Source organism: Myxococcales bacterium (assembly GCA_016703425.1).
In the GTDB taxonomy this organism is placed as follows: Bacteria; Myxococcota_A; Polyangia; order Polyangiales; family Polyangiaceae; genus JADJCA01.
Window position 1 is genome coordinate 376,879 of sequence record JADJCA010000001.1, and the last position, 15,758, is coordinate 392,636.

The 15,758-nt window shown below is 68.3% G+C and carries 12 protein-coding genes; 7 read left to right on the top strand and 5 right to left on the bottom strand.

What is annotated here, in order from left to right:
* The first annotated feature begins 45 nt into the window (after positions 1-45).
* A complete protein-coding gene (locus tag IPG50_01585; protein MBK6690894.1) occupies positions 46-2,274 on the top strand; it encodes a sulfatase-like hydrolase/transferase in 2,229 nt (742 codons plus the stop codon).
* Positions 2,275-2,347: 73 nt separating this feature from the next.
* On the top strand, positions 2,348-2,731 hold the full coding sequence (locus IPG50_01590) for a PilZ domain-containing protein (protein ID MBK6690895.1): 384 nt from the start codon (positions 2,348-2,350) through the stop codon (positions 2,729-2,731).
* A 14-nt stretch (positions 2,732-2,745) separates the two neighbouring features.
* On the opposite strand, the gene IPG50_01595 is transcribed toward IPG50_01590, so the two are convergent.
* Complete coding sequence (locus tag IPG50_01595; protein ID MBK6690896.1) at positions 2,746-3,402, bottom strand: HAD-IA family hydrolase; 657 nt, start codon at positions 3,400-3,402, stop codon at positions 2,746-2,748.
* Between the two features lie 104 nt (positions 3,403-3,506).
* On the opposite strand from IPG50_01595, the gene IPG50_01600 reads away from it, so the two are divergent.
* The 3 genes from IPG50_01600 (at position 3,507) to IPG50_01610 (ending at position 6,757) form a co-directional block, all read left to right on the top strand.
* Positions 3,507-4,781 (top strand): adenylosuccinate synthase, encoded by a 1,275-nt coding sequence (locus tag IPG50_01600; protein MBK6690897.1) that lies wholly within the window; start codon positions 3,507-3,509, stop codon positions 4,779-4,781.
* 63 nt (positions 4,782-4,844) lie between these two features.
* Positions 4,845-5,759, top strand: coding sequence for a hypothetical protein (locus IPG50_01605; GenBank protein ID MBK6690898.1), 915 nt, complete (start codon positions 4,845-4,847; stop codon positions 5,757-5,759).
* Positions 5,756-6,757 carry a tetratricopeptide repeat protein gene (locus IPG50_01610; protein MBK6690899.1) on the top strand — a complete coding sequence of 334 codons (1,002 nt, stop codon included), beginning with the start codon at positions 5,756-5,758 and terminating at the stop codon, positions 6,755-6,757. The genes IPG50_01605 and IPG50_01610 overlap by 4 nt, the downstream gene beginning before the upstream one ends.
* 19 nt (positions 6,758-6,776) lie before the next feature.
* Here the strand turns inward: IPG50_01610 and IPG50_01615 are convergent, their stop codons facing one another.
* The 3 genes from IPG50_01615 to IPG50_01625 all read right to left on the bottom strand — a co-directional run bounded on the left by IPG50_01615 (position 6,777) and on the right by IPG50_01625 (position 10,685).
* The gene (locus tag IPG50_01615; protein ID MBK6690900.1) at positions 6,777-7,775 is read right to left on the bottom strand and encodes a hypothetical protein; all 999 of its coding nucleotides are present in this window, start codon (positions 7,773-7,775) and stop codon (positions 6,777-6,779) included.
* Positions 7,775-9,745, bottom strand: coding sequence for a protein kinase (locus IPG50_01620; protein MBK6690901.1), 1,971 nt, complete (start codon positions 9,743-9,745; stop codon positions 7,775-7,777). The genes IPG50_01615 and IPG50_01620 overlap by 1 nt, the downstream gene beginning before the upstream one ends.
* 97 nt (positions 9,746-9,842) lie before the next feature.
* Positions 9,843-10,685 (bottom strand): serine/threonine protein kinase, encoded by an 843-nt coding sequence (locus IPG50_01625; protein ID MBK6690902.1) that lies wholly within the window; start codon positions 10,683-10,685, stop codon positions 9,843-9,845.
* Between the two features lie 329 nt (positions 10,686-11,014).
* Here IPG50_01625 and IPG50_01630 point away from each other — a divergent pair, with 329 nt between their 5' ends.
* Together IPG50_01630 and IPG50_01635 are read left to right on the top strand one after the other, a co-directional pair.
* Entirely contained in the window at positions 11,015-13,651 is a 2,637-nt protein-coding gene (locus IPG50_01630; protein ID MBK6690903.1) for a glucosidase, read from the top strand.
* Entirely contained in the window at positions 13,645-14,340 is a 696-nt protein-coding gene (locus IPG50_01635) for a class I SAM-dependent methyltransferase (protein MBK6690904.1), read from the top strand. Before IPG50_01630 ends, IPG50_01635 begins: the two co-directional genes overlap by 7 nt.
* A 10-nt stretch (positions 14,341-14,350) precedes the next feature.
* On the opposite strand, the gene IPG50_01640 is transcribed toward IPG50_01635, so the two are convergent.
* Positions 14,351-15,544, bottom strand: a complete 1,194-nt coding sequence (locus IPG50_01640) for a class I SAM-dependent rRNA methyltransferase (GenBank protein ID MBK6690905.1) — start codon at positions 15,542-15,544, stop codon at positions 14,351-14,353.
* Between the last annotated feature and the right edge of the window lie 214 nt (positions 15,545-15,758).

Sequence of the window (15,758 nt, forward strand, 5' to 3'; positions counted from 1 at the left end):
CCCGCGGCGAGAGCGGCCCCTCATGTTGTAGAGTCGTCGGCGCCGATGCCTCGTCTCCGCCGCACGCTCGCGTCCGCCTTCGGGGCCCAGTTGGCCACGGCCATCGTGGCCCTCGTCGAGGCGCGGGGCCTTGGCACAGGCCGCTCTGACGGATTGCTCGCGCTCTGGGGAATCCTCGCGCCGCTTGGGTTGGTGGTCGGCGCGTCCGTCGCCGCGGCGCTCCTGTTGCTCGATCCGCGAGGCCCCACGGGGCCGCGTGACCTGGCTCGACTCGTTCGAGCGGAGCCGCTCTGGACCCGGTCACGCGTGGCGGCAGCGGCTCCACTCGCCATCCTTTCGGGGCTCGTTTGGGTGGTCTCGATGGCGCACGTCGCGAGGGACTTGCTGGGCCAGGGCGAGGGGAGAGTCGCCGCCGCCGAACTTGTCGGCGTCGGCGGCCTTCTGGCCCTCCTGGCACTTGCCCTCGCGCTCGCGCTCGTGTCGCCCCTCAGGCGGCTCTTCGCGCTCGGGGCCGAACGGCTCCCGCAGCTTGTGGACCCTGTGTTCACGAGCGCCGTCGCCGTCGCCGCGTCGGTCGCGACCATCGCGTGGGGCGTGAAGAACGGCGACGTCGGCGGAGGGGGAGGTGCGCTCGGGATCTTCGGCGTCCTCGCACGCAGCGAGCTCGACTTGCGGCCCGTGGGGCACGGGGCGCTGATGGCGGCATTTGCCTTTGTGGCGCCGCTCGTCATTCGCCCTCGCGGCTCCGTCGCGGAGTTGGTCGCGCTGTTCTTGGGAGCGCTCTTGCCGCTCGCGCTCGCGATGCCTGCGGCTCGCATGTTTGACGGGAGCGCGACCCTCGCGAGGGCCGTCGAGAAGCGTGCCCCCCTGGGGCGTCTGGCGCTCGCCGGGGCAAGGCGCCTCACAGACCGGGACGGTGACGGCGCGGCGCGCACGTTTGGGGGCCGCGACTGCGACGACGGCAACGCACGCCGTTCCCCCAGCGCGCTCGACGTGCCGGGCAACGGCATCGACGAGGACTGCAGCGGGGCCGACACTCCGCTCGCGGTCCCGTCGCAACCGAAGCAGGTCAAGGCGCGCAAGGCTCCCACCGACTTCAACCTCGTCCTCGTGACCATCGACACGCTAAGGCCCGACTTGGGCTTCCTCGGCTACGACCTGCCGGTGAGCCCAAACCTTGATCGCCTCGCCGCCAAGAGCACGGTGTTCGAACGCGCTTACGCGCCCGCGTCCTACACCGGCAAGAGCCTGGCGCCGGTCCTCATCGGAAAGTACCCGAGTGAGACGCTTCGCAACGGAAGCCACTTCAACACGTATGAAAAGGACAACGTCCTTCTGGCGGAGCGGCTCAAAGCGGCCGGGCTTCGGACCTTTGGAGCCGCGTCGCACTGGTATTTCTTGCCTTGGAGCGGCCTTACGCAAGGCTTCGACGAGTTCGACTTGTCGGCGAAGCCGTCGTCGGGACAGGGCGACACCGACACCTCAGTGACGAGCAAAGAGCTCACCGATGCCGCGCTGGCCCAGCTCGCGAAGAAGGAGAATACGGGGGGGCGATTCTTTATGTGGGTCCACTACTTCGATCCGCATGCGCAATACATGGACCATCCCGGGGGGCCGACGTTCCTCCGCCCCGGCGCCAAACCAACCTTCATGGAGTCGACGCGCGCCGCCTACGACAAGGAGGTCTGGTTCACCGACAAGCACGTCGGGCGGCTCCTCGAGCGCATCGAGTCGTCGCCATTTGGCGCGCGGACCATCGTCGTCGTGACCTCGGACCATGGCGAGGCGTTCGCCGAACACAACATGAACTGGCACGGCGTCGAGCTCTGGGAGTCCTTGGTGCGCGTGCCGCTCTTGGTCCACGTGCCGGGGCAGCCTGCGCACCGCGTCGCCGATCGGCGGGCGCTCATCGACCTCGTGCCCACGGTGCTGGACCTGCTAGGCCTGCCGCCGGCGCCTTCCGAGCAGATCTCTGGCGAATCCATGAGCGACGATGTCTTCGGTGAACCGTCGCCGGGGCCACGCGACGTTTACTTGGACATGCCCGCCGGCCCCTACAATGGCGTTCGGCGCGCTCTCATCTCGGGCCCTGGCGCGGGCGTCAAACTCCTCCATTTCGGGGGGACTCAGTTTCAGGTCTTCGACCTGAGCCGCGACGCCGGCGAGCTCACCGACCTCGCAGAGCAGCCCGCGATGCTCGGTCCGCTTGAAGAGAAGCTCGAGCGCTTTCGTGGCCGTCTGCGCGAAGTGGACGTGAAACCGGCTGCGCCATAGGCCGTCCAGATGTCATGCTCGGGAGCGAGCGCGCCGCTTCCCAGGGCCGCAGCGGAACGATATGCTCCGGGCGATGGCCGACAATGACTTGCAATCTGCACCTCGCATCGTCGTTGGGGGGTCGGAGCGGAGGACCGCAGACCGCATCGCCTACGAGGTCGACGCGGAGCTGCGCGTCGGGACCAACATCGTTCACGCTCGGACGGAGAACGTCTCCGCGAGCGGCGTCTTCCTCAGCGTCCCCAGCCTGCTCATCGTAGGAAGCAGGGTCAACGTTCGGTTCGCTTTGCCCGCCGGGAGCTTTGAGGCGGACTCCACGGTGGTTCGCCTCCGCCCCACCGGCGAGCGTGGCCCCGGCGTGGGTCTCATGTTTCACGACGTGCCGAGCGAGTTTCGGATGCGGCTCGACATGATGTGCCCCCCAGCCAAGGCCATCGTACGAGACGGCCCCGGCTGAGCGCTTCGCTGCCGTCACAGCCGCAGCAAGGCGGGAAGCTCCGCCAGTCGCGCCAGCGTGAAGTCGGGGGCGCACGCCTCCAGAGACGCATCGCTCCCAAAGCCACCGCGAACGGCGACGGTGACGCACCCGGCGGCGCGGCCCGCGTCGAGATCCTGATGCCCGTCACCAACCATGACGGTCCTTGAGGGCGAAACGCCCATGGCAGCCATGGCGCTAACGAGCAGGTCCGGCGCAGGTTTGAGCGCGCCGTCACCGCCGCCCCGCACGACGCGGAAATGCGCCAAGAGCGCCGTGGCCTCGAGCAGCGCGACGGCGAGCGCGCGTGACTTGTTCGTGACGACGGCCATGGGAAGCGGCGCGAGTTGCGTGAGCATGGCCGCTGCGCCCGGCGCCACGACGGCATGATCGGCGGGATGCGCCCGGTAGAATTCGCGAAAGTCCCGCATCGCGTCGTCCAACGCCTCGGAGTCTTTCGGCTCGTCGGCGCGCAAGCCAAAGGAGCGCGCAACGAGCCATCGGGCTCCATCACCGACGAACGAGCGGAGCGTCTCCCTCGGTTGAGGCAAGAGGCCCCGGCGCGAACGAGCGAAGTTGCACGCGGCAGCAATGTCGTCGAGGGAATCGACGAGCGTGCCATCCAGGTCGAAGAGAACGGCCTCGTAGCCCACGGCCCCCTTATCAACCGGGGAACGGGTCTCCGCAAGGCCTGCCCGTCCGCTCTTGCGCACTCGGAGCAGGCGCGCGGCTCCCTTCGTGATAGACGTCAGAGCCGATGGCGAGCGTTGTGGTGGTCGGCGCCCAGTGGGGCGACGAAGGAAAAGGCAAGGTCATCGACCTTCTCACCGAGAAGGCCGACATGGTCGTTCGATTCGCCGGCGGTCCCAACGCCGGCCACACGCTGGTGGCGGGCGGCGAGAAGGTGATCGTCCGGCTCATACCGAGCGGGGTCTTGCGGCGCACGCGGTGCGTCCTCGCCCAGGGGATGGTCATCGACCCGCGCACCCTCCACGACGAGATTCAGACGCTCGAGGCGCGCGGCTACTTGAAGAACGACGAGCTCGTCGTGTCGGACCGCGCTCACTGCATCTTGCCCTTGCACGTGGCCATCGACACCATGCGCGAACAGGGCGCTGGCGCCATCGGAACAACGAAACGCGGCGTCGGTCCCTGCTACGAAGACAAGATGGCGCGACGCGGCGTCCTTATGGGCGCGCTCCGCGATCTGTCGGTGCTCCGCGGCCTCATCGAGCGCTTGACCGACGCTTGGGCGCCGGTCGCATTCGCGGGCGGGGTTAAGCTTCCCACGGTCCAAGAGACGCTCGACGCCATGGCTCCTTCTCGCGAGCGCATCTTGCCGCTCTTGCGGTCAACGGCGGGCCTCGTCGACGCGTCGATCCGCGCAAAGAAGAACGTCTTGCTGGAAGGGGCGCAGGGGACCCTGCTCGACATCGATCACGGCACGTATCCCTTCGTGACCTCCTCCACGGCAACGGCCGGCGGCGCCTGCGCCGGCGCCGGCATTGGCCCCACGGCCATCGAGCACGTGGTCGGCTTGGCGAAGGCCTACACGACTCGCGTCGGTGGCGGCCCGTTCCCAACCGAGTTGACCGATGCCGTTGGTGAGCGGCTCCGGTCCGTCGGTGCCGAGTTTGGCTCGGTGACTGGGAGGCCCCGCCGCACCGGCTGGCTCGATCTCCCGGCGCTGCGCTACGCGGCGCGCATCAACGGCCTCTCGAGCCTCGCCGTGACGAAGCTCGACGTGCTCACCGGCTTCTCCGAGTTGTCGCTGTACGTCGCGTATGACACGCCGGAAGATCGCACCACAAAGTTTCCCATCGACGCGCTGGACACGGCGAAGCCTGTCTACAAAGCGATGCCCGGCTGGTCCGAGCCGCTCGATGCGGTCCGAACACTCGCGGACCTGCCCAAGGCGGCTCGCGCCTACCTCGACCGAATCACCGCCGAGACCAGCGTGCCGCTGGGCATCGTCAGCGTCGGCTCGAGCCGCGACGAGACGATCTTGCTGTCGCATCCGTTCGGGCCCTAGCGGAGCGGGGCCGCGGGCCGAGAGCAGGCCCAGGCGCTCGCTTCGGTAGGCTAGAATGGGCGGGTGCTCCTCGCTGCCATCGGCGTCGTCGTTGTCTTAAGCGCCCAAGCGACCGGCTACGGACGCGCGCCCGACGAGTGCGCGCCGCCGCCGCTAGAGGGGGGGCGCAGCGCGGTCGTTTGGCAGCGCGTGAAATCGCCACCGCTCCGGCGTTATTGCGAGCGCGTTGCCGGAGGTCTTTCGAAGCTCGCGTCCGAGCCGGGAATGCCCAACGAGGCACTGCGCGCGGCGCTTGAGGCCGAAGACATTCTGCCCGGTCGCGCCCCCGCGAAGGTCCTCGAGGCGCGCGCGCACCTTCGCCTCGACCACGCGCCTTTGGCCTACGCGGCACTCCGCGAGGCCATGGCCCGCCGAGAGCGGAGCCTCGATGATCCGCCTGCGCTCTTAGCTTTGGCTCGGGCCGCGGCGCGCACAGGCCACGGCGCCGAAGCGCTGCAAGCCTACGGCGCGCTCCTCGCGAGCGCCGACGCGTTGCCCCCCGCCGAGCGCTCGGCGGCGTACGTCGAGGCCGGCATGTTGCTCTTGGCAGCAGGACCGAGCCGCTTGGCCGACGCCGTCGTCACACTTCGGCAAGCGCGCCGCGTGGCCACCGGCGACCTCCAACTCGTAGCCACGGTCGCTCTCGCCCTCGCGTTGGACCGCAGCGGCGATGCGCGCGAAGCCCGCGCCATCCTGGACGAACGTACGCTCGCCGGCGCCGACGACGCCATCGACGCTGCGCGCGCGAAGCGACACCTCGGGCCATCAACCACGGAGCCGGAAGCCCTTGCGCTGCGGGCCATGAGCCTCGAGGGCCGGCCGATGGCCCAATCGCGAGAGGCGTGGCGGAGCTACTTCGATGCCGCGGTCAACTCACCGTGGCGCGGCCACGCCAAGGAAAAGCGGGACCGCAAGGATGCGGCGCGGGGAGCCAAATGACGCGGCACCGTTGGCCGCTCGCCGCGCTGCTCGCGTTGTCCACGACCCTTTGGGCCGCATCGGCGCGCGCCGATTCGAAGCCCGACGTCTGGGCGCGGGCGAAGGAACCGAGCGTCGGCGCTCAGGCTCGCCTGCATCGTGAGGTGTCCGGGTGGCGCCGGACAGCCAGCGCGACCCGCAGCTTCGGCGAAGTGGTGTTGCTTCGCGTGCGCGAGGCCTTGGAGCGAGCCGATGTGGAACACACCGGCGACGCTCGACTGCGCTTCGACCTCGGAATTGTCTACGAAGAGCTCGGTCTCTACAACGACGCGGTCCGCGTCCTTGAAGCCGCCCTGACGCTCGCGCCGGAGCACCCTCTTGCCGATGACGCCTACTGGCACTTGGCGCTCAGCTACGCCAAGCTCGATCAGCCCGCCCTTGAGCGCGCGACCTACCTGCGCTTCCTCGCCCACGCCACGTCGCCCGAGCAGCGCGGCGTGGCATCGCTCAACCTCGCAGAGACGGAGATGCGGCTCGGGCGGCTCGGCGACGCCATCGCGGCCTACCGCGCAGCGATGGACGGCGCCAAACGCCTCCCGACGGCGTGGAACAACTACGTGTTGGCGCAGTGGGGCCTAGTCGTGGCCCTCGATCGCTACGGTGACGCTCGCGCCGCGCAGCGCGAAGCCGAGGTCGCCATGAGGCTCGATCCGGGAAAGCGGTCCATCAGCGATACGGAGAAGACCTTCTTCGTGCCGGCCTATGAGCGCTCCTGGTACCTCGCGCTCGGCGACGCGGCGCAAGCACGCATGGCACGCGACGCCCGGGCAGCGCTGCGGTTCGCGGAGCAGGCGGAGAGTCACTTCGCGGACTACGTGGCGCGCGCCACCGAACGTGACCGATGGCGCGAACTCGCGGTCCGCCGCCTGGCGGCCGCAAAGAAAGAGCGCCTCCGGCTCGTCAAGAAAGTGCACGCTACGCCGGCTCCGGCAAGGGACGCGGAAGACCCGGTATTCTAGGACGACCTCGTCGGGCAGCTCAGAACCAGCCGCTCACGCCAGCATGCCCAAGGCCTAGCGAGGGGCGGACGCCAGCGCTCGCCGGGCGAGCCTTGGGCTGCATGAAGAACAGGACCCCACCAGCGGCGAGGCCCACGGCTCCGACGACGAGGCTGACGTTGGCGATCAGTTGCTGTGACTTCCCTTTCGACACGTCGGAAGCTGGGTCGGTCGAGCACCGGCCGTCAGGACAACGCGCCGCGAGGTCGTCGTGCGTGCTCTTCGACATGCTGCCGGCGATGGCAAAGCCCGCGATGCCGACCACGCCAACGGCGCCAGCAGCGATGGCGTAGGGCATGAGGTTGGTAGGCCCCTCACCTTGGTTCGAAGGCGCCTCAACGCGCGCCGAGGCCGGCGCGGCATCGCCCGTGGGGGCGAGCGTGTCGACGTCGACGGGCAACTCGGAGGTTTGTCCCGACGTGAGGCTCAGCACGTGGGTCGCGGGCGCGCGCCCTGGCGACTCGACGCGTATCTCGGTGGCGCCCGGTTTTGCGGGAATCGGCTCGGCCCAACCGGCGCGGCGAATCTCCTCGCCCGCGACCACGAGCCGTGTTTCGGGTTTTGCGTTTTGGATTCGCACCGTCACAAAGGCTAGGCGACCCTTGAGGCCCGAACGCTCGTCGGCCGCGGCGTCGGCGGCCTTCACATAGCGGTTGTCAACGCGCGCCTGCTCCCGCGCCTCGACCTCGGCGCGACCGAGCTCAACGTACGCCTCGACGTCTCGGCCGAGTTGCACGAGGGCCCGCGCCAAGTAGAGGCGCGAATTCGGGCTGGCCACGATTTCATGAGAAGCGCGAAACTCCGCGAGCGCTTCTTCAAAACGCTTGGCGTCGAACAGCTGTCGACCGCGAAGGAAGCGCGCCTGCGCTTGCTCGCGCTGCACCGACGTAGCGGCCCCCGGGTCGACGCCGGCGGCATGCGTTGGCGATGCGAGTGTGAGCGCGCTCGCGACGGCGAGCGCTCGAAGCGCGTGACGCATCAGATGCCTTCCGGTTCGTAGGAACGAGTGACCTTGCGTGGTGGGCTTTTTGCGGGAGCGACGCTGCGAGGCGTCGCCTCTGGAGTTCGCGGAGGAGCCGCACTCGGCTTGGATGCCGGAGAAACGCTGACGCGCGGCGCGTCGACGGGCGGGGCAACGTCGGGAAGACTGCGAGCAACGTCGGTGTCCTCCCGAGGCGCGTCGACGGGCGGGACCGCCTGGAGCGCCTGCGGCACCGGCGCTGTCATCGCCGGCGGCACCACGCTGGCAGAGCCGACACGCCGCGCGAACGCCAGCCCGCTAATGACCAGCACGAGCAGCGCCACCGAGAGGAGCGCGGCGACGATTCCGCGTCGCCGCGGCGCGGGGGACGCTGCGTCCTCCGCAACCGCCGGAAGCAAGAGGGGCGCAGCGGGCGCCGGTGACGCTACGGCGAGGGCGACGGCGTGGGGCTGGACCGGCGGAAGCTCGCGGGACGCCGGCGCCGACGCCGCAGCGGCCGAGACCTCCGACATCGCGGCGACGGCGGGAAGCGGTGCCTCTGGCGCCGGCAGAGGCACGGGCAACGCCGCGGCCGGCGGCACAGACTCGCTGGTCTCTACCTCGATGGAAACATCAACGGGCGCGATGCCTGGTGCCGTCGGGCGCCGCACGGGAGGCGGAGGCTTGCGCGGAGCGGCGGGCTTCGCCGGCGAGACGGCCGCAACCTTCGCCGCCTCGCGCGACCGCGAGTCGGTCGCGGCTACCGCTATGTTGGCTTCCGGCGACGGACCCGCGTCCGGCAGGTACGTGCGCGCTTCGACCGTTTGGCCCTCGAACACTCGGTTCTCAGCGGTCGGCGTGACAGGCTTTAAGACCTTGGTCGCGGCCGTCGCCGAGAGGTTCGGATCGCTCTTTCGAGGCGGCGTTGCGCGCTGCGACGTGACTTCGTCGTCCGGGTGCGCTTTCCCTTCGCCGTCTCGCGAGGCATGACCAGCGAGCTGCGGCGCGGCCGCGGGCGACGGTCCCGCCGCGCGGATTGCGCCCGAGCTCGGCGACATGGAACGGTGAAGGCCCGACGACGAGATGGCGGCGGGTTGACCGAGGCGGCGCATGGCCAGCGCCTCTTCCGCCAAGGCCTCCACGGTGCGACCGACACGCGTCGTCGCCGCGAGGCGGGCCTGCGAAACGAGGCGTATCGCCGAAGCGAAGTCGCTCGCCGCCTCGGGACGGTCGCTTGGGTTCACCGACAGGCCGCGCATCACGATGTCGACGAGCGGCTCGGCCCAGGCCGCGCGCACCACCGGCCGCGGCATCGGCCCCGCGAGCTGCCGCGCGAGAATCGCCGAGACGTCCGCGTTGCCGAACAACGACGCCCCGGACAGCACTTCCCAGAGGAGAACCGCCGCCGAGTAGAGGTCGGCGCGGTGGTCCGCCGTTCCGTCCGAGAGGAGGATCTCGGGCGCCGCGTAAGCGGCCGGCACGCGCGCGCTCGGTTGGCGGAGCAGGCCCACCAGGCGAGTGTGACCATCGACCCCAACGAGCATCTGATTGGGGCCCAGGGCGCCGTGGACGAAGCCCTGAAGGTGCAGCGCGCTCAGCGCAGCAAACACATCCAACTGGATGCGCAGCTCAACGGCGAGCGAGAGAAACTGCGTGCCCCGCTTCAGCTCCGTGCTCGCCAGCTCGGACAGCCACTCGCCGGTCACCGCCGCGCTCGTGACGAGGATGAAGTCCTTGTCGTGCGCGACGTCTATGATCCGCGGCAGATGCGGGCTCACGATGGGCCGCATGAGAGCGACGCGCGCTTCGAGCTCTTCGCGCTCGGTCGCGTTCAGGCGCCCGAGCACAAGACGCTCCACGAAGAGCTCACGGGTGTCGGTCCCGGAGCGCGCGAGAACGCGCTCGTGCCCAGCGGTGCTCGCGAGGCGCCGTATCACGCGCAAATGACCGAAGCCATCGCCGCTCTCTGTCCCCACGGTGGACACCAAGAAGCCCTAGTCTAAACGACTTCGCGCGCGAGTACCGCCTCTTGCGGGTTTCGGCTATTGCCGGCGACGGTCAGCTTCGGACCACCGGCCGCGGCGGCTAGCGCAGCTGAAAAATAGGGTGCCCGCGCCACGCGGGGTGCTCGCGCAGGTCCGCCCACACTTCGCGCGCCGAGGTGTACCTGTACGCGTCGCGGCGTCTTAGGAGCTTGGCGATCATGTCACCGAGGGGTGTGCCGATTCGCTCCGCCCGCTTTCGCGGCTCGCCCTCGGAGACGATTCGCACGAGCTCCTGGTAGGGAAGCCCCGGCACTATGGCCGGCTCGCCGGTGACCATCCAGTAAAGCAAGAGGCCGACCTGGTAGAGGTCGCTCTGCTTGCTGGTATAGCCAGCGGCAACGACCTCCGGCGCCATGATGTTGTGATGGACGACGTTTGGACGAATCGCGACCGCGCCCCGAAGCTCATGACTGATCCCGAAGTCGCTGATCTTCACCACGGGACGGTCGCGCTGGCTGATGAGCACGTTGCCGGGGTGCAGGTCGTCGTGGACGATGTCGCTCTCGTGCAAGAACTGGACGGCTGCGAGCAGCTGCCTCGCGAGCTCGACCACGAGGCCCTCCTGCATCGGGGCGCCGAGCATCGCGTGGAGCGGGTGATCGCAACGCTCGAGGGCGAGGAAGAAGAGGCTCTTTTCCTCGAACGCGTCGTGGATGTAGACGACGTTCGGGTGCCGGAGCGACATGAGGCGGCGGACCTCACTCTCCCATTCGTGCCGCACATCCGCGTACGGCCTGTTGGCCGGGCGGATCACCTTGACCGCGTAGACTTGGTCAAAGGGGCCGACGCACTCATAGACGGCGCCAAAGACACCGGCGCCGATGACCGACCGCACCAAGTAGTTGCCGCGAGCCGACTGCAGCGTCGCGCCCGGTTGGGGCATGTGCACGGGCACGAACCCGGGGGGCGGCGGCGGCGGTGGTGCTGCGAACGACGGCCCGACGGGCGGCGGTCCGTAAAGGTGCGGCTGCGAAGTCGGCGGCAGCGGTCCCGTTGATGGCGCCGAGGGCGGTGCGCTTTGCAGCGAACCGCCAACGGGCGCGGGCAGGTCCGGGAGCTTCGGGAGCATCGGGCTCGTGCGCAGCCGCTTGTCGCCACTCACGCGTTCACTGTAACCCGAGTGTTCCGAACAATCAGAAGTTTCACGCGGCGCCGGGCCCTACCACGAGCGCCGCCGCCAACACCGCGCCAGACCGCGTAGCATCGCCGGCGATGCGAAAGCGATTGGCCGAGGCGGTGCGCCTCGACGAAGCGAAGTCGGGCAAGAAGTGGCGGCGCTGGGGCACCTACCTCAGCGAACGGCAGTGGGGCACCGTCCGCGAGGACTACTCGCCCGACGGCGAGGCCTGGCGCTACTTGAGCTACGAGGACGCGGCCGCACGCGCCTATCGATGGGGGGAAGACGGACTCCTCGGCCTCTCGGACAACCGCGGGCTCGTACAGTTTGCCGTGACCCTCTGGAACGAGCAGGATCCGCAGCTCAAGGAGCGCCTCTTCGGCCTCACGGGCCCCGAGGGCAACCACGGCGAGGACGTCAAGGAGCTCTACTTCTACCTCGACGCGACCCCCACCCACTCGTACTGCAAGGCGCTCTACAAGTATCCGCACGGGCGCTTCCCTGTGGAGGAGCTGCGCAAGACCGCCCGAGACCTCGGCCCGGGACGCCCCGAGCAGGAGATTTGGGAGACGGGCGTCTTCGACGGGGATCGGTACTTCGACGTGCTCGTCGAGTACGCGAAGGCGGACGTCGACGACGTGCTCATTCGCATCACGGTGACCAATCGCGGTCCCCGCGCCGCGCTTCACGTCCTGCCAACGGTGTGGTTCCGGAACACCTGGTCTTGGACCGGGAGCGCTCCCGACTGCTCGATGTGGGCCGAGTGGGTTCGCGAAGGGTTCACGGTTGTGGCGCTCGAACAGCCTCACTTGGGCCCGCGCTGGCTTTACCTCGAGGGCGACCCCGCTCTTCTTTTCACGGACAACGAGACGAACTTCGAGCGCCTCTACGGCGCGCCGAATCGCGCCCGCTTCACGAAGGACGCCTTCCACCGGCACGTCGTCGCCGGGGAAAAGGGGGCCATCAACCCGGGCCAACGTGGCACGAAGGCCGCAGGGCACGAGCGCGTCGAGCTCGAATCAGGGGAGGCGAGGGTGTTTCGCCTGCGCCTCTCGGACGCGCGCGTGGATGCGCCCTTCGAGGCCTTCGACGCCGTGGTGCATGAACGAAGTGCCGAGGCCGACGCCTTCTACGCGAGCCTCGCGCCCGATGAGCTGAGCGACGAGCAGCGGGCGGTCTTTCGTCAAGCCATGGCGGGCCTCTTGTGGACCAAGCAGTACTACTTCTACGACGTCGACCGATGGCTCCGCGGCGACGCTGCCTTTCCGCCACCACCGCCGTCGCGGGCCGCGGGCCGCAACGGGCACTGGCGGCACCTCTACAACAGCGAGGTCCTGTCGGTCCCCGACAAGTGGGAGTACCCGTGGTACGCGGCTTGGGACCTCGCGTTTCATTGCATTCCGCTGGCCCTCTGCGACGCCGAGTTCTCCAAGCAGCAGCTCACGCTCCTCTTGCGTGAGTGGTACATGCATCCAAACGGGCAACTACCCGCGTACGAGTGGAAGTTCGAGGACGTCAATCCACCGGTTCACGCGTGGGCCTCGCTTCGCGTCTACCAGATCGAGCGGCGGCAACTCGGACGCAGCGACCGCCCGTTTCTCGAGAGCATCTTCCACAAGCTGATGCTGAACTTCACCTGGTGGGTCAATCGAAAGGACTTGGCGGGTCGCAACGTCTTCGAGGGCGGCTTCCTCGGCCTCGACAACATCGGCGTCTTCGATCGCTCCAACGCGTTGCCGGCGGGGGGGCAGCTCGAGCAGGCCGACGCGACGAGCTGGATGGGCATGTATTGCCTCAACCTCTTCGCCATGGCGCTCGAGCTGGCTCGCGAGAACGCGAGCTACCAAGACGTCGCCAACAAGTTCTTTGAGCACTTCTTGCACATTGCACGCGCCATGAACGACACGTCGGGTGACTCGGTCGCGTTGTGGGACGAGACCGACGGCTTCTACTACGACGTGCTGCATCTCCCGAACGGCCGCCGCGTGCCGATGAAGGTCCGCTCGATGGTCGGCCTCATCCCGCTCTTCGCCGTCGAAACGCTGGACCGGTCGCTCTTGGAGCGGTTTCCCGCCTTCACAAAGCGCATGTCGTGGTTCGTCGAGAACAGGCCGGAGCTGGGCCGCTACGCCAACATGGTGGACCGGGGTCACTCGGACCGGCTGATGTTGTCGCTCCTCTCCCGCGAGCGTCTGGTCCGAATCCTCGAGCGGATGCTCGACGAGCGTGAGTTCCTATCGCCCTTCGGTGTTCGTGCCCTCTCGCGTGTGCATGCTGACGAGCCCTTCGAACTTTTCATCGACGGCACAAGTCACCGCGTCAGCTACGAGCCCGGCGAGTCGTCGTCGGGAATCTTTGGCGGCAACAGCAACTGGCGCGGCCCCGTCTGGTTCCCCGTCAATTTCCTCATCCTTGAGTCGCTCCAGAAGTACCACCGCTTCTTCGGTGACGACCTCCTTGTGGAGTGTCCGACGGGCTCCGGCGTTCGCATGAACCTCTGGCAGGTGGCCAGCGAGATCTCGCGACGCCTCGTCTCGATCTTTCTTCGGGACGAAAGCGGACGCCGGCCTGCCGACGGGCGAATGCCGCTCGCCAACGATCCTCACTTTCGCGAAGCCGTCACGTTCTACGAATTCTTCCACGGCGACACTGGGCAGGGGCTCGGCGCGAGTCACCAGACGGGCTGGACGGCGCTCGTGGCCAAGCTGCTCAAGCAGAGCCCCCTATGGTAAGCGTGGTAGCAGTAGCTGTGCCTAGCGTGCCCACCAAGCCAGCCCGAAATCCGCGTTCCACGGCCAAGAACTCGCCTCTCTCCGGCCGAGTCCACGACGCGTCGGGCACCTTCGACGAGTCCTACTACGAGCGATTCTACGAGAGTCACGCGAGCCGGGTTTACGGCCACCACGAAGTCGAGCACCTTTGTCGCGGGGTCACCGAACTGCTCGCATGGTACGGAGCCGACCTTCGCTCGGTCCTCGACGTCGGTGCTGGCACCGGCCTTTGGCGCGACTGGTTTAGAAAGAACAAGCCCGCCGTGCGGTACCGGTCGACGGAGTGGAGCGCGTACGCCTGCGAGCGTTACGGGCACGAGCGCCGCGACATTTCTCGGTGGCGCGCGAAGGAGCGCTTCGACCTCGTCGTGTGCCAAGGGGTCCTGCCGTACCTCGACGACGACGCGGCGGCGCGCGCCATCGAGAACCTCGCCGCCATGTGCGCCGGATTTCTCTACCTCGAAGCCATCACGACGCGAGACCTGAGAGATGTGGTCGACCGTGAGCGAACCGATACGGAAGGCATGCGAGGCCGGTCGGGGCACTTCTACAAGAGCCGTCTCAAACCCCATTTTCAGGCCGTGGGCTGCGGCCTCTTCTATCGGCGGAGCGGCCCGCTCTCGTTCTACGAGCTCGAAGCCACGTCGTGAGCGGCGTACGCTACGAGCCTTCGAGGACGACGAACTTGAGGTAGCGGCCCTCGGGGAAGGCCGGCAGCGTCGGGTGGTCGGGCGGCGAACCGAAGGTCTCGACAGCGCGCAGCCCTGCGAAGCCAAGGGTCTCGTCGTCGAGCGTCGACAGAAACGCCTCGAGGTCCACGTGGCTCGAGCAGGACGACGCGCAGAGGAGACCGTCGCTCGCCAAGAGCTTGGCCGCAGCGCCGTGGAGGTCGCGGTACGCCTTGAGGGCGCGAGGCACGGACTTCTCGTTGGGGGCGAAGCTCGGCGGATCGCTGATGATCAGATCGAACGTCTCCTTGCGTTGGGCGGCCGACGCCAACCATGCGAAGGCGTCCGCGGCGACGAACTTGTGGGCGCTGGGATCCACACCCGAGAGCCGGAAGCTCTCTTGGGCGGTCTTGTGAGCCTTGGCCGCGATGTCGACGCTGACCACCTGCCGCGCCCCGCCAAGGGCCGCCGAGAGCGAAAAGCCGCCGGCGTAGGAGAACAGGTTGAGGACCCGGCGGCCCGCCGCGAGTCCGCGCACGCGGCGGCGATTTTCGCGCTGATCCAGGAACGCGCCGGTCTTCTGCCCCTCGGCGAGATCGACCCAGAAGCGCATGCCGTGCTCCTCGACCTCGATGCGCTCTGGTCCCGGAGCGCCCTTGAGAGTCGGGGGCAAGCCCGCGTGATTGCGCGACTTCTCCATGAGGGTCGTGACGCCACGAAGCTCAAGCTTCGGCCACAACACCGAAATGAGGCGGTCCTTGTGCGCCTCCGCAGCCGCGCCGTCGAGGCGCAACACTGCCACATGCCCATACCGGTCCACCACAACGCCGGGCGTGCGATCTCCTTCGCCATGAGTGATCCGAAATGCCGTCGTCGCGCCACTAGGCAGGGATGAGGTCGAACCGTTCTTGAAGAGCCGGTCGCGAATGCGGAGGGCCGCTTCGAAGCGCCGCGCCAACAAAGCGTCGTCAATGGCGACGTTCGCGTGCGTCCACATTCGTAGCGCAAGCGGCGAATCGGCGTCGGCCCAGGCATGCCCGAGCAGCGTTCGCGTTCGGTCCATCACCCGGACTTCTTCGCCTGTTCGTAGCGTTGGCCGCTCCGTCAGCGCCTCGCGAAAGACCCAGGGATGGCCTCGCCGGACGGCGACGGCCGCCCGCTCAGCGATGACGACCTCGCGCGTCATCGAAGCGGCTCGCAGGGGGCGAGGGTGTGCCACGTTGACGCGAGGCGCCAGGGATTGGGATCGCCCTGTCGTGACACTTCTGACGGCGTGGGGGCGTCCCCAGGAAATTCGGCACTTCCTTGTCTGTGCACGGTGTTTGCTTACAAGTTCTGTCTCCCGGCCGCCGGAGAATTCGTCGGGGCCGGACTTGGGCCGGGACGCAGTTAAGACGATA

Bases quoted from the DNA above. Each gene is read 5' to 3' on its own strand.
- IPG50_01630 (MBK6690903.1), top strand. From the start codon at position 11,015: ATGCGAAAGCGATTGGCCGAGGCGGTGCGCCTCGACGAAGCGAAGTCG.
- IPG50_01640 (MBK6690905.1), bottom strand. From the start codon at position 15,544: ATGACGCGCGAGGTCGTCATCGCTGAGCGGGCGGCCGTCGCCGTCCGG.
- IPG50_01585 (MBK6690894.1), top strand. From the start codon at position 46: ATGCCTCGTCTCCGCCGCACGCTCGCGTCCGCCTTCGGGGCCCAGTTG.
- IPG50_01600 (MBK6690897.1), top strand. From the start codon at position 3,507: ATGGCGAGCGTTGTGGTGGTCGGCGCCCAGTGGGGCGACGAAGGAAAA.
- IPG50_01625 (MBK6690902.1), bottom strand. From the start codon at position 10,685: ATGCCCCAACCGGGCGCGACGCTGCAGTCGGCTCGCGGCAACTACTTG.
- IPG50_01615 (MBK6690900.1), bottom strand. From the start codon at position 7,775: ATGCGTCACGCGCTTCGAGCGCTCGCCGTCGCGAGCGCGCTCACACTC.
- IPG50_01610 (MBK6690899.1), top strand. From the start codon at position 5,756: ATGACGCGGCACCGTTGGCCGCTCGCCGCGCTGCTCGCGTTGTCCACG.
- IPG50_01590 (MBK6690895.1), top strand. From the start codon at position 2,348: ATGGCCGACAATGACTTGCAATCTGCACCTCGCATCGTCGTTGGGGGG.
- IPG50_01635 (MBK6690904.1), top strand. From the start codon at position 13,645: ATGGTAAGCGTGGTAGCAGTAGCTGTGCCTAGCGTGCCCACCAAGCCA.